Source organism: Pseudomonas sp. CH235, from assembly GCF_004368175.1.
Lineage (GTDB): Bacteria > Pseudomonadota > Gammaproteobacteria > Pseudomonadales > Pseudomonadaceae > Aquipseudomonas > Aquipseudomonas paraglycinae.
In genome coordinates, this window is the sequence record NZ_RRZJ01000016.1 from 22,775 (window position 1) to 35,626 (window position 12,852).

Sequence of the window (12,852 nt, forward strand, 5' to 3'; positions counted from 1 at the left end):
ACAATGAAAACCGTACCGCCTGTTCACCGCATCGCCCTGTTGTTCAACGGGAGCAAGATCTATGACCGCGGCATCATCAGCGGCATCGGCAACTACCTGAGCAGCACGCGCGCGTCCTGGGATCTGTTTCTGGAGGAGGATTTTCTCTGCCGCTTGAAGGGCATCGAGCGCTGGCAAGGCGACGGAATCATTGCCGACTTTGACGACCCGCTGATTGGCGAGGCGCTGGCCGACATCAAATTGCCCGTGGTGGCGGTGGGCGGTTCTTATCAGGATGAGCGCGCCTATCCCAAAGGCATCCCGTACGTCGCGACCGACAATAACGCGCTGATCACCATGGCTTACGAGCACTTGATCGAGGCCGGGCTGCAACGGTTCGCCTGCTTCAGCCTGCCTGAGGCGCAGGCCAACCGATGGGCCCAGGAGCGCGAAAAGGCTTTTCTACGATTGATGCAGCGGGACGGCTTGCACGCCGAGGTCTATCGCGGCATGGGGACCAGCGCGCCGCTGTGGGACAGCGCCGTCGAACAGCTGATCGCCTGGCTGCAAAGCCTGCCCAAGCCGATTGGCATCATCGCAGTCAGTGATGCCCGCGCCCGGCAGTTGCTGCAAGCCTGCCTGACCGCCGGCATCGCCGTGCCGGAGCAGGTGGCGCTGATCGGCATCGACAATGACCCGTTGACCCGCAGCCTGACCCGGGTCCCCCTGAGTTCAGTGATCCAGGGCACCGAAACCATGGGCCGCACCGCCGCGCAACTGCTGCACCAGATGCTCCACGGCAAGCCGTCAACGGGCGAGCATTTCCTGATCCCGCCTGAAGCGATCAACGTGCAGGTGTCGAGCTTGCATCAACCTTTGGGCAACTCCTACGTGATGCAGGCGCTGCTGTTCATTCGCCAATATGCCTGCCAGGGCATCAAGACCGCGCAAGTGGCGGCTTATGTCGGCGTGTCGCGTTCCTCGCTGGAGTCGCACTTTCGCGCGGTGCGTGGTTGCAGCGTGCATGACGAGATTCTGCGTTTCAAACTGGCGGCGGCCACTCGCGGACTGGAAAAAACCGACACGGCGATTGCGGACGTTGCCCGCACGTGCGGTTTCAAATCCGCTCAATACCTGCACACGGTGTTCCGCCGAGAGTTCGGGTGTACGCCCCGTGAATATCAGCAGGGCGCCAGATAGACGGCCACTCAAAAGCGATCCAGCCGATAGGGCTCGCTCGAAGGAAGAACACGAGCTGTGTTCTGCGCCGACGGCGAAACCATCCCCCCAACCATCTCCGCCGTCACCGCCGCCTGCGTCAGCCCCAGATGCTGATGTCCGAACGCAAGCAACACCTTCCCGTCACACACCCGATCAATCACCGGCAACGAATCCGGCAGCGACGGCCGAAATCCCATCCATGGCGTGGCCGCCTCGACACTCAACTCATCACGAAACAACCCTTTGCTCAACCGATGCAACTGCCAGGCGCGGGCCATGGTCGGTGGGGCTTCGAGGCCGGCGAATTCGACGGTGCCGGCCAGGCGCAGCCCTTCAGACATCGGGGTCATGATGAATTTGCGTTCCAGCGAGGTGACGGGGAAGGGCAGTCGGTTGTGTTCGTGAGGCAGCATCAGGTGGTAGCCGCGCTCGGTGTCCAGCGGGACGTTTTTGCCGGTCAGCGCGGCGGTGAGTTTTGCCGAGTGAGCGCCGCAGGCGATCAGTACCTGGCGAGCGGACAGGGTGCCGGTTCCGGTCATCAGGTTGACGCCATGTTCGTGCAGTTGCCCGCCCTGAACCGCCTGTTTCACAAACTGCACGCCGCTGGCTTTCGCCGCTTCCACCAACTCACGCACGACGCGGTAGGGATCGATGAAGTGCCCGGTGTTCGGGAAAAACAGTCCGCCCTGAATCTGTTCGCTCAGTTGCGGTGCGGTCTCGCGTACCGCACCGGCCTGCCACCAATCGACCGGCACCTGTTGCTGTTGCATGCGTCGCTGCAATGCTTCGAGGGCCGGGCGCGATTCGGGGCGTTCGAACACCAGCAGCGAACCTTCCATCTTCAACAGCTCGGGGCGCTGGATGTCATTCAGCAAGCGGTGCCAGGCATCCAGCGAGCTTTCATTCAGCGCCCTCAACCCGGCGACGGTACGCTGGAACGGCGCCGAGCGCAGGTTCAGCAACAGCCGCGCAAACCAGGGCAAGGCGCGGGGCAGGTATTTCCAGTCCAAGCGCAGCGGCCCCATCGGGTCCATGAGCATGGCGGGCAGGCGTTTGAGGATCGAGCTGTCGGCAATCGGAAATACTTGCTCGGTCGCCAGGTGCCCGGCGTTGCCGAACGAGGCGCCGTGGCCCGGTTCCTGCGGATCGATCACCACCACCCGCAAACCCTGACGGGCCAGGCGCAGGGCGCTCGCGACGCCGATGATGCCGGCGCCGACCACGGCGATGTCGTGCGGGTTATTCGGCATTTTTCGCGGTTTCCCTTTGGCCATCGAGCAAGCGACGCAGCGACAGTGGATTGGCGTGTTTGAGCGCGGTCGGCAGCAGGCTGTCGGGGAAATCCTGATAGCAGACCGGACGCAGGAAACGCAGGATCGCCGCGGTGCCCACTGAGGTGGTGCGCGAATCGGAAGTCGCCGGGAACGGCCCGCCATGCACCATCGCATCGCAGACTTCAACGCCGGTCGGCCAGCCGTTGACCAGCAGGCGTCCGGCCTTGCGCTCCAGGGTTGGCAGCAATGCGCGGGCCTGTTGCAGATCCTCGTCATCGAGATGCAGCGTGGCGGTCAGTTGGCCTTCCAGCTGCTCGAGCACCTGACGGATTTCAGCGTCGCTGGCGCATTGCACGATTACGGACGCGGCGCCGAAGGCTTCGGCCTGCAACGAATGATCAGCAAGGAAATCGGCGGCGTTGGTGACGAACACATGAGCCTGGCCCTGATTCGGTTCCGTCGCGCGCTGGCCGACGGCGGCAATGCGCGCCCGGGTATTTTCCGCGAGAGCATTCACGCTGGACTCATAGGCATTGAAAATCCCCGGCGTCAGCATGGTCTGCGCGGGGCTGCGTTGAACGAATTCAGTGGTGGCGCCAATGAAGGCGTCCAGCGCCGGCCCCTTGTGGGCGATGACCAGACCGGGATTGGTGCAGAACTGACCGGCGCCCAAGGTCAGCGAAGACACAAAGCCTTGGGCCAACGCCTCGGCGCGATTCTGCAACGCTGCTGGGAACAACAAAACCGGATTGATCGAACTCATTTCTGCGTACACCGGAATCGGCTCGGGCCGGGCTTGAGCCGCTTTGATCAGCGCGAGCCCGCCACTGCGCGAACCGGTGAAGCCGACTGCCTTGATCCGTGGATCACTGACTAGCGCAATGCCTACTTCACGGCCGGAGCCGTACAACAACGAGAACACACCTTCCGGCAAACCACACGCCTTGACCGCCCGCGCTACGGCGCGACCAACCAGTTCGCTGGTGCCGGGATGGGCGCCGTGGGCCTTGACGATCACCGGGCAACCGGCGGCCAGGGCCGAAGCGGTATCGCCGCCCGCCACCGAGAACGCCAGTGGAAAGTTGCTTGCACCAAACACCGCCACCGGGCCCAGTGGAATCTGCCGCTGACGCAGATCCGAACGCGGCATTGGCTGGCGTTGCGGTTGCGCGCTGTCGACTCGCACATCCAGCCATTCACCGGCCCGCACGGTGCGGGCAAACAAACGCAGTTGCTGGCAGGTGCGGCCCCGTTCACCCAACAGGCGCGGGCGCGGCAGGCCGGTTTCGGCCATAGCGCGGTCGATCAGTTCGTCGCCGAGCGCTTCGATTTCGCCTGCGATGGTTTCAATGAATTCGGCCCGTGTCTCAAGCGATGTCTCGCGATAACGGTCGAGCGCCGCCCAGGCCAGTGCGCAGGCCTGCTCGACATGCTCGGCAGAGCCGCCGGCGTAGGCCGGTCGCAAAGGCGAGTTGGTGGCGGGATTGATCCCGTGGATGACGTCGCGGTCGCCGGTGAGGGTTTGCTGACCGATCAGCAGTTGGCCCGTCAGAGTCATGGCGCATTCCTTATCAATAAAGCAGGTCACGAAAAGGCCCGTCGCCGCGGGTGGCGGCGGGCTTGAGCGCAGCGGCAGGTCAGGCGAAGTTTTGCTCCGCCGACCAGTTTTCGTACCAGTGACGGAACAGCGCGTACTGGGCTTCTGCGTAACGACGCTGGGAGTCGCTGAGCGCATCGGTTTCGTTGAAATGCAGGGTGTATTCCTTGTCGCCGTTGAGCACCATCAGGTGTTTGTAATACAGCACCAGATCCGTGCCTTCGTCGAAGGACGACAGCACCGCCAGCGCCGATTCCAGCTCGCGGGCCTGACGTCGGGCCTTGGCATCACCCTTGGCCGCCTGCTTGCTCAGGGCCACCAGTTGCAGCACTTCGCGGGGCAGGGCGTTGCCGATGCCGGTGATGGCGCCGGTGGCGTTGCAGTTGACGAAGCCGTGCACGACCTGGGTGTCGACACCCACCATCAGGGTCACGTCATCGTCCTTGGAGGTGATGTTTTCCGCGGCGTAGCGCAGATCGGCGCCGCCGCCGAATTCCTTGAAGCCGATCAGGTTCGGGTATTCACGGCGCAGTTCGAAGAACAGGTCGGCGCGGGTGGCGAAGCCGTAGTAAGGGCTGTTGTAGATCACCGCCGGCAGGTTTGGCGCCGCTTGCAGAATCGCCGCGAAGTGGGCTTTTTGCGCCGCCGCCGAAGCGCCACGGGACAACACTCGAGGAATTACCATCAAACCTTGTGCGCCGACTTTCGCCGCGTGGGCAGCGTGGGACACCGCCTCACGGGTGTTGACCGCGCCGGTGCCGACGATGGTCGGAATCCCGGCCGCCACCAGGCGCGCCACGCCTTCCTGACGCTCGGCTTCGGTGAGCAGCGGCCAGTCGCCCATGGAACCGCAGTACACGACCGCACTCATGCCGATGTCGATCAGCTCGCGACCCTTGGCCACCAGCGCGTCGAAGTCCGGTTTGCGCGCGGCGGTGCACGGGGTCATCAGGGCGGGCATGCAGCCGGTGAAGATGTTGTCGCTCATTATTGTTCTCCTTGGAACGGTCATTCAGAGGGGTTTGAAAAAAAGCGCAGCGGCTCAGATGCCCCACGCGAACGGATCTGTTTCGTCGATCAGCAGCGTGCTGTCGGCGGTCATGTGGGCGCGGCCGGTGATGTAGGGGCGAACGCGATCGCCTTCCCATTCGAAGCGGCCTTCGAACTGGCTGCCGGTGATGCTCGCCTGCACCCAGCGCTCGCCCGGCGCGAGTTTTTCGTCGGCGGCCAGGCAAGCGAGTTTGGCGCTGGTGCCGGTGCCGCAAGGGGAGCGGTCGTAGGCTTTGCCGGGGCACATCACGAAGTTGCGGCTGTCGGCCTCGGCGTCATCGGCGAACAGTTCGATGTGGTCGATGATTGCGCCGTCCTCGCCATGGATGCCTTGGTCTTCGAGGGCCCTGAGCATTTTCCAGGTGAGGTCGGTCAGGGTTTCGACGTTGTCCATCGTCAGCGACTGGCCGTGTTCGGAGACCAGGAAAAACCAGTTGCCGCCATAGGCGACGTCACCGAGGAAGCGGCCGTACCCCGGCACTTCCACCGCCACCTGTTTACGGAATCGATAAGCCGGCACATTGCCGAGCGTCACGGCGCCGTCTTCATGCAGCGTTGCGCTGACCGGGCCGACCGGCGTGTCGATCTTGTGCACGCCCGGCGCGATCAGCCCCAGGTGTTGCAGCGATGCGACAAGGCCGATGGTGCCGTGGCCGCACATGCCGAGGTAGCCGGCGTTGTTGAAGAAGATCACGCCGCAGGTGGCGTCCGGCGACACCGGCTCGCAATACAGCGCGCCCACCAGCACATCGTTGCCGCGCGGTTCCAGCAGACAGGCGCGGCGCCACTGGTCATGCTGGTTGCGCAGGGCATCGCGCTTCTCGGCCATGGTGCGGCCCGGAAGATCTGGAAAACCTTTCATCACCAGACGCGTGGGTTCGCCGCCGGTGTGGGAATCAATGACGTGTACTCGTTTCATGGACAGGTCCCGTTGAGTGATTTCAGTAAGCGCCGGCAGTGCGCGGGTTGGCGGCGGAGGCGGGGGACGGCGAAGCGACTTCGCTTTCATCCTCTTCCGATTCCAGGCGCAGCAGGTGTGCCGGTACGCCGGTGGCCGCGCCCCAGTAATAAATGCCCATCGCACAGGCGGCGACGACCAGGGTGTCGAACGGATGGGTGAGGATGCCCAGACCGCCGAAGGTGCCGAGTTTCGACAGGACGATGGTCACCGCGTAGAAGGCGATCAGCCACGCGGACGAGCGCACTTGGCGAGACAGGCTGAGGTGGGCGGTCGGCACGAAGCGGCCGCAGAGCAGGTAGACGACGAACATCAGGATTTGCAGGCCGAGCAACCAGGACACGGTGTTCCAGCCCGACCAGTAAACGATCAGCGCAGCGATGATGAACGACACCGGCCCCAGCACGCCCATGCACTTGACCCGGAACGGGCGCGGCATGTCGGGTGCATTGCGACGCAGCGCGGCGACGGTCACCGGAGCCACTGCGTAACTCAGAACCAGCGCGGCGGACACCACGTTGATCAGCGCTTCCCACGATGGGAACGGCAGGGTCCAGAACACCGACAGGGCGAAGGTCAGCCACAGCGCCGGACGCGGGATGCCGGACTTCGCGTCGATGTGGGTGAAGACCTTGAAAAACGTGCCGGTCTGCGCCCAGCCGTAGATCACCCGAGGCGTGGCGTTCATGTAGATGTTGCCGCAGCCGCTGGGGGAGATCACCGCGTCGGCGACCACCAGATACGCCAGCCAGCCCACGCCCAGTGCCAGGGCGATGTCGCGGTACGGCAGGGCGAATTCCTTGGAAACCCCGGCCCAGCCATTGGCGAGCAATTCGGTCGGGATGCCGCCGAGGAAGGCGGTTTGCAGCAACACGTAGATCGCGGTGGAGAGCAGCACCGACAGGATCAGCGCAATCGGAATGGTGCGCTGGGGATTTTTCACTTCGCTGGCCACCGAAATGATCGGAGTCAGGCCGAGGTAGGCGAAGATCACGCCGCCGGCGGAGACGGCCATCTCGATGCCCGAGAGTCCGAAAGGCGCGAAGCCTTGAACCTGGAAGTTTTCCGGTTTGAAGAAAGTGAACAGAACGCCGATCACCAGCAGCGGCACGATGAACTTGAACACGCTGACCAGATTATTGGCCTTGGCGAAGGTCTTCACGCTGCGGTAGTTGAGCAGGAAGAACACGCACAGCAGGCCGAACTGCACCAGCCAGCCGAGCAGGGTCGGATCACCGCTGCCGGCCTTGGTCAGGCTCGGAAACCATGCCGCTGCGTATTGGCGAGAGGCAACCACCTCGATCGCCACCAGACTGGAAAACGCGATCAGCGTGATGAAACCCATCAGGTAACCGAGCAGCGGCCCGTGGCTGTAAACCGGGTAACGCACCACGCCGCCGGCCCTTGGCAATGCCGCGCCCAGTTCGCAGTAGACGATGCCCAGCAGCAACACGGCGAACCCGCCCAGCAACCAGGAAAAAATCCCCGCCGGCCCGGCAATCGCCGACACGTGACTGGCCGCGAACAACCAGCCGGAACCGAAGATCGCCCCCAGCCCGATAAAGGTGAGGTCGATCAATGAAAGTTGTTTTTTGAACTTGCCTTGGCCTGACATGGCATCGCCTTCTTGTGAGTTATTGGATAGGCAGGTGTGAGTCACTGGAACGGCTAAACAGTGAACTCATCAGGCGTCGGGCGATTGATGTTTTGCGCAGCTGCGGATGACGAAATCGGCACAGTTGCGAAGAAAGACAGCGGCGCTCGACACGCCGTAAACGTTGCTGCAATCTGCACGCGCACGCCTCAGGGCGGACTTGTTTTCAGGCCGATCCACTCACCGGGGAAGACCTTCACATGCAGAACGCGTTTGCGATCCTCTGTCAGGGCGATGAGCGCCATCGGCCGCATACTCTCGATGCACTGCTGGGCGGCGTTGCACCGCTGTTGCCGATGCTGGATGCGATTCCGAACGCGGCGATCTTCATCAAGGATGTGCAGGCGCGGTACGTCCTGGCCAATCGCACGCTGGTGCAGCGCTGCGGCTTGAAAGACCTGAAACCGCTACTCGGCAAAACCAGTGCGCAGGTGTTTCCGGCGCAACTCGGGCCGGGTTATACCGAGCAGGATCGGCGGGTGCTGGAAGAAGGTTTCGTGCTGGAAGATCAGCTGGAACTGCACCTGTACGGCAGTCGTGAACCGGGCTGGTGCCTGACGCACAAGCGTCCGCTGTACAACCGTGACGGCGAGATCATCGGCCTCGCGGGGATTTCGGTGGACCTGCAATCGGCCAGCGAAAAACATCCAGCGTTCCAGCGCCTGGCGGCGGTCGACGAACACATCCGCGCGCATTTCAATCGGCGTGTCACCTTGGGCGAATTGACCCGGATCGCCGGTATCTCGGTGGCGCAACTGGAGCGCTACTGCAAACGGGTCTTCCACCTGACGCCGAGGCAGATGATCCAGAAAGTGCGGCTGGAACATGCCCATCGCTTGCTTCACACCGAGCTGCCGATCACCGAGGTGGCACTGCAATGCGGCTACACCGATCACAGCGCTTTCACTCGCCAGTTCAAGGCATCGACCGGGTTCACCCCGCGTCAGTACCGGCAGGCGACCACCCAGTGAATGTCCGGCGGTAGCGACTAGACTCCATGGATCACGGTTGTCTTTCGAGGGGTGAAACGGGATGAGCAGACCAGTCGCGCTTCACTGCTCGTCGTGGCTCTTGATCGCCTTCAGCGTGATGCTGGCTTCGGGATGCTCAAACAGAACGCATTACCCGCCATCAGGCGTTGGCGACAGCTGTTACGCCAAGGCCTTGCCGACGGTTGGGGAGGGCGGTCTGGCCTGGGGCTCCAGCCTGAACATGGCCCGGCAAAAATCCATGGCCAACTGCATGCGTTACGCCGGGCGCTCCGGAGGAACGCCGGACACCTGCCAGGTGGTGTTGGCCAAGTGCAAGAATTGACGGGGTGATCCAGGCGCCACCTCAACGACCGGTGGCGCTGTTGTCTTGCGACAAAACTACCGCGAGCGTCTCAATGATTGCGAAAGGGCCTGTTTGGCGATCAGTGAGGCAATGTCCTTGGCACCATAGCAACGGAATTTGACACTGTACGCATCGGTATCGAGCCGGACGATCTTCGTCACGAAACCGCCTTCGACGGTGACCTTGCGGATCGCCGGCATTGGTATCTCGACATCCAGTGTCCCGTCCTGAACCATGCGGTTCATGGCATTGGCATTCAAGAAAACGGCGTTTTCGGTGACGGTGACTCTGCCGCCCACCCACAATCCGCCATAGTGATTTCTGAATCCCTCGAGCACCCCGGCGAGTACGCCGACATTGCCGTTCCCCACGACCTCGTAGAACTCGCCCACATCTTCGTAGTTCAGTTCAGCATCGGTCACCAGAAAGTTGACCATCTTCGACTTCAGAACTTCTTCGGCCATCCCTGCATCTCCCTTGTTCAAATCAATGTCCCGAATTTCAGCCGCCTGTTTACCTGACAAAAAACAAAATCGCCATGTGTTTCCTTCGTTCTTTCCTGCGTCGCAGTTGTCACTGTCCGTTCCCGCCTGTCTGGAGTTCACCCGATGCCTTCGCTCAAAACCCTGCCCGCTGCCTTGCTGGGACTGGCCCTTGTCTGTCCGCTCAAGGCGCAATCCCAGGGGCTGGAACTGGGGCAAGTGCTGATCGGGGCCGAGGATCAGAGCGGTGAAGATGCGTCGGTGGAAGAGGCGAAGGCTCGTCTGGCCGAGGTGCCGGGTGGCAGCAACGTGGTGGATATGCGCCAGCCTTTGCAGGGCCGGGTCGCCAGCAATCAGGACGTGCTGGCGTATCAGCCCGGCGTCTATGCCCAGTCGGCGGGCAACGAAGGGACGAAAATCTCGATCCGTGGCTCGGGCATCAACCGCGCTCCCGGCGCCCACGCCTCGGGGCTGTACACGATGCTCGACGGCCTGCCGCTGACCGGCCCCGGCGGCACGCCTTATGAACTGCTGGAGCCGCTGTGGCTCGACCATGTTGAAGTGCTGCGCGGCGCCAACGGTTTTGATCGCGGTGCGCTGGCCCTCGGCGGCGCCGTCGATTACGTCAGCCACACGGGGTATAACGCGCCACTGCTGAATGTGCGCTATGTCATGGGCAGCCATGGTTATGCCCAGCGACAAGTCAGCTCCGGTCAGGTGCTGGGCGATTTCGATTACTACCTGTCGATGACCGACGCGCATTCCGACGGTTATCAGGATCACACCGCCAGCAAGAGCCAGGGCGTGATCGCCAACTTCGGTTATCGCTTCAATCCGAATCTGGAAACCCGCTTCTACATCCGTCACCGCGAGACCGACAACGACCTCGCCGGCCGGGTGACCAAACATTCCATCGAGCACGATCCGCGCGCGGCCAACCCGGCCTACGTGACGCGCAACGACAGCCGCGATCAGCCCGGCAGCACCTTCATCGGCAACAAGACCACGTACTACATCGATGACGATTCGAGCATCCAGACCGGTCTGGTCTATCACGATTACCCGATGGACCTGCGCGAAGGCCCCAATCGCCTGAAGGTCGCCTACACCGATGTCAGCGGCACGTTCGACTACAAGCGCCGCGACACGCTCTGGGGGATGGAGAGCAACAGCACCGTGGGCCTGCGAGTGACCAAACACCTGCCCAACGACGGTGCCAGCGAACGGGTGCGGATTCCCACCGGCAATACCGCCGGTTATGCGCCGGGCACTCACATGCGCAACTTCACTTATCAGGGTTCGGATTCTGTCCTGCATGTGGGCAACGACCTGGAAATCGCCGACGACCTGTGGCTGACCACCGGCCTCGCCGAGATCTACACCCGACGCGAAAGCGCGGTCACCTACCCGGAAGGTGGCGGCAAGACCAGCCTTGGCGACTGGGATTACGCGCCACGTCTGGGTCTGCGCTATCAGGTGACGCCGGATCTGCAACTGTTCGGCAACCTCAGCCGCTCGGTCGAAGCGCCGCATCCGTGGTCGCTGATCTACAGCTCCAACGTACGCTTCCCCGCTGGCAGCGGCGCCGCCACCGGCACCCAGCGCGATCCGGTCAAGCTGCAAAACCAGACCGCGACCACCCTGGAACTCGGCGGCCGTGGCGACAGTGCGCTCGGTGAATGGAGCCTGGCCTGGTACTACGCTCAGGTGCGCCACGAATTGCTCTCGGTATTGCCGGATGCCAACGCCACCACGCCATACGAACTCAACGCCAGCCCGACCGTGCACCAAGGCGTGGAAGTCAGCCTGCTCAGCAACCTGTGGTCAGCGAACGATGGCGGCAAGTTGAGCCTGCGTCAGGCCTACACCTTCAGCGACTTCCACTACCGCGACGACGACCGCTTCGGTGATAACCGCCTGCCGGGCTTGCCGATGCATTACTACCAGGGCGAACTGCGCTACGACTTCCCGCAGGGTTTCTTCGCGGCGGTCAACACGCAACTGGTCTCGAAAACCGCAGTGGACTACGCCAACAGCTATTACGCCGATCCTTACGCCACCTTCGGCGCGACCCTCGGTTACAACGCCCCCAAGGGCGACTGGCAGACCTGGCTGGACATGCGCAACCTGACCGACAAGCACTACGCCGCTACCGTTACGCCGGGCTATGACGATAAAGGCCTGGACGCGGCACGCTCCACACCGGGTGAGGGCATGGCGATGTATGTCGGGGTGTCGTGGAGTTTGCTCTGACGCTGGTGTGTGAGTGTCGAACCCTATCGATCAGTTTCCTCTGGTGCATGGAACCAATAAATGAAATTGCGATTCTCCTGGGAAGAAGCGTTCGGCGACTTGTTTCCGCACTGTAGTTCAGACGTCGTGAACGAGGATGGCACGAGCCTTTTGTCCTGCATCCTGACCGATGATGGCGGCTGCCAGCTCATACATTCGCTGAAGTGGATAGACGTGGGTTTGGCGCGGATCAAATCGGTGAAGGAGTCAAAAGTCGAATTCGATCACTGGGATCGTGAAGTTTGGGGGGCAGATTTTTCAAAGGACTGCGTGAAGCTCTATTTTCGGATGGAAGAAGATTATTGTGAATTTCTCAGTCTGGAATCCTTTGAAAAAGCCTTGATGGCATGGCGTGATTTTATTGAGTTACCACCCGATAAAGCGGTGACACGAGAGCTGGAAATTTGACTCGTCGTGGCAAGCAGTTCCCAAATTCAAACGTCTTAGGGAAAAGATTGATGTTCGGTAAATACAAGTTCGGTTGGTGCGCACTGCTGGCAGGATCGTTTGCGCTCAGTGGCTGCGCGTCACTGCTCATGGGCAAACAGTACGAGTTTCCCCGCCCGGATGAGCCTTCTGCGACCGTTCGCCTTAAATATGATCGTGGCACGACACTGGACGCGATGACGTTCAACGAAAAAAGCTGTTATGCCGGCTATACACCGCTTTCCTATAACGGCGATTTCATCGAGTCCAAAGTCGCTGTCGGTAAAGAACTGGTGCTGACTTACCGCGATGTAGTCGGCAGTACTCAGTGCCAGATTCCCTTTTCCTTCACACCAGAGGAAGGTGCTGTTTACACCATAAAGACCGGCCTCTGGAGCGAGACCAAGCCCGGCATTATTCCGGTGTTCAAGTACGACCAGTACCACTGTGGGATCGGTGTAGTGAAAAAGGTCGGCGATCAGGAAAGTGTCCAGCCTATCCGGCAATTGCGTATCAAGACCGGTTTCGCCTGCCTGAAGTTTTTACCCGTCACAAAATAGCTTTCGGCACCTTTGCAGTTCGAC

12 protein-coding genes are annotated in these 12,852 nt (G+C 61.8%); 6 read left to right on the top strand and 6 right to left on the bottom strand.

Annotated features, from left to right (window positions below):
• Nucleotides 1-3 precede the first annotated feature (3 nt).
• Nucleotides 4-1,179 carry a XylR family transcriptional regulator gene (locus EIY71_RS17335; protein ID WP_129972643.1) on the top strand — a complete coding sequence of 392 codons (1,176 nt, stop codon included), beginning with the start codon at nt 4-6 and terminating at the stop codon, nt 1,177-1,179.
• Nucleotides 1,180-1,187: 8 nt separating this feature from the next.
• On the opposite strand, the gene EIY71_RS17340 is transcribed toward EIY71_RS17335, so the two are convergent.
• From EIY71_RS17340 to EIY71_RS17360, 5 genes are all read right to left on the bottom strand, one after another.
• Complete coding sequence (locus EIY71_RS17340; protein WP_134022471.1) at nt 1,188-2,450, bottom strand: FAD-binding oxidoreductase; 1,263 nt, start codon at nt 2,448-2,450, stop codon at nt 1,188-1,190.
• The gene (locus tag EIY71_RS17345) at nt 2,440-4,032 is read right to left on the bottom strand and encodes an aldehyde dehydrogenase (NADP(+)) (RefSeq protein WP_134022473.1); all 1,593 of its coding nucleotides are present in this window, start codon (nt 4,030-4,032) and stop codon (nt 2,440-2,442) included. The genes EIY71_RS17340 and EIY71_RS17345 overlap by 11 nt, the downstream gene beginning before the upstream one ends.
• Before the next feature lie 79 nt (nt 4,033-4,111).
• Nucleotides 4,112-5,059 (bottom strand): dihydrodipicolinate synthase family protein, encoded by a 948-nt coding sequence (locus EIY71_RS17350; protein WP_085649123.1) that lies wholly within the window; start codon nt 5,057-5,059, stop codon nt 4,112-4,114.
• 54 nt (nt 5,060-5,113) lie between these two features.
• Nucleotides 5,114-6,040, bottom strand: a complete 927-nt coding sequence (locus tag EIY71_RS17355) for a 4-hydroxyproline epimerase (RefSeq protein WP_134022475.1) — start codon at nt 6,038-6,040, stop codon at nt 5,114-5,116.
• Between the two features lie 22 nt (nt 6,041-6,062).
• A complete protein-coding gene (locus tag EIY71_RS17360; RefSeq protein ID WP_007958121.1) occupies nt 6,063-7,694 on the bottom strand; it encodes an APC family permease in 1,632 nt (543 codons plus the stop codon).
• A 239-nt stretch (nt 7,695-7,933) separates the two neighbouring features.
• Here EIY71_RS17360 and EIY71_RS17365 point away from each other — a divergent pair, with 239 nt between their 5' ends.
• Nucleotides 7,934-8,704: an AraC family transcriptional regulator gene (locus tag EIY71_RS17365; RefSeq protein WP_085747504.1), complete on the top strand. Its 771-nt coding sequence runs from the start codon at nt 7,934-7,936 to the stop codon at nt 8,702-8,704.
• 61 nt (nt 8,705-8,765) lie between these two features.
• Entirely contained in the window at nt 8,766-9,047 is a 282-nt protein-coding gene (locus tag EIY71_RS17370; protein ID WP_085747503.1) for a hypothetical protein, read from the top strand.
• A 56-nt stretch (nt 9,048-9,103) separates the two neighbouring features.
• On the opposite strand, the gene EIY71_RS17375 is transcribed toward EIY71_RS17370, so the two are convergent.
• Nucleotides 9,104-9,532 carry a hypothetical protein gene (locus EIY71_RS17375; RefSeq protein ID WP_085747502.1) on the bottom strand — a complete coding sequence of 143 codons (429 nt, stop codon included), beginning with the start codon at nt 9,530-9,532 and terminating at the stop codon, nt 9,104-9,106.
• Nucleotides 9,533-9,676: 144 nt separating this feature from the next.
• Between EIY71_RS17375 and EIY71_RS17380 the strand changes: the two genes are divergently transcribed.
• Genes EIY71_RS17380 through EIY71_RS17390 form a run of 3 tightly spaced genes read left to right on the top strand, consistent with a single transcriptional unit; the run spans nt 9,677 to nt 12,828 of the window.
• Nucleotides 9,677-11,803, top strand: coding sequence for a TonB-dependent receptor domain-containing protein (locus tag EIY71_RS17380; protein ID WP_134022477.1), 2,127 nt, complete (start codon nt 9,677-9,679; stop codon nt 11,801-11,803).
• Between the two features lie 60 nt (nt 11,804-11,863).
• Nucleotides 11,864-12,250 carry a hypothetical protein gene (locus tag EIY71_RS17385; protein WP_134022479.1) on the top strand — a complete coding sequence of 129 codons (387 nt, stop codon included), beginning with the start codon at nt 11,864-11,866 and terminating at the stop codon, nt 12,248-12,250.
• 50 nt (nt 12,251-12,300) lie between these two features.
• Nucleotides 12,301-12,828, top strand: a complete 528-nt coding sequence (locus tag EIY71_RS17390) for a hypothetical protein (protein WP_134022481.1) — start codon at nt 12,301-12,303, stop codon at nt 12,826-12,828.
• The last annotated feature ends 24 nt before the right edge of the window (nt 12,829-12,852 follow it).

Coding starts and splice junctions, on each gene's coding strand:
- EIY71_RS17340 (WP_134022471.1), bottom strand. CDS start 2,450: ATGCCGAATAACCCGCACGACATCGCCGTGGTCGGCGCCGGCATCATC.
- EIY71_RS17365 (WP_085747504.1), top strand. CDS start 7,934: ATGCAGAACGCGTTTGCGATCCTCTGTCAGGGCGATGAGCGCCATCGG.
- EIY71_RS17345 (WP_134022473.1), bottom strand. CDS start 4,032: ATGACTCTGACGGGCCAACTGCTGATCGGTCAGCAAACCCTCACCGGC.
- EIY71_RS17360 (WP_007958121.1), bottom strand. CDS start 7,694: ATGTCAGGCCAAGGCAAGTTCAAAAAACAACTTTCATTGATCGACCTC.
- EIY71_RS17355 (WP_134022475.1), bottom strand. CDS start 6,040: ATGAAACGAGTACACGTCATTGATTCCCACACCGGCGGCGAACCCACG.
- EIY71_RS17375 (WP_085747502.1), bottom strand. CDS start 9,532: ATGGCCGAAGAAGTTCTGAAGTCGAAGATGGTCAACTTTCTGGTGACC.
- EIY71_RS17380 (WP_134022477.1), top strand. CDS start 9,677: ATGCCTTCGCTCAAAACCCTGCCCGCTGCCTTGCTGGGACTGGCCCTT.
- EIY71_RS17385 (WP_134022479.1), top strand. CDS start 11,864: ATGAAATTGCGATTCTCCTGGGAAGAAGCGTTCGGCGACTTGTTTCCG.
- EIY71_RS17335 (WP_129972643.1), top strand. CDS start 4: ATGAAAACCGTACCGCCTGTTCACCGCATCGCCCTGTTGTTCAACGGG.
- EIY71_RS17350 (WP_085649123.1), bottom strand. CDS start 5,059: ATGAGCGACAACATCTTCACCGGCTGCATGCCCGCCCTGATGACCCCG.
- EIY71_RS17370 (WP_085747503.1), top strand. CDS start 8,766: ATGAGCAGACCAGTCGCGCTTCACTGCTCGTCGTGGCTCTTGATCGCC.
- EIY71_RS17390 (WP_134022481.1), top strand. CDS start 12,301: ATGTTCGGTAAATACAAGTTCGGTTGGTGCGCACTGCTGGCAGGATCG.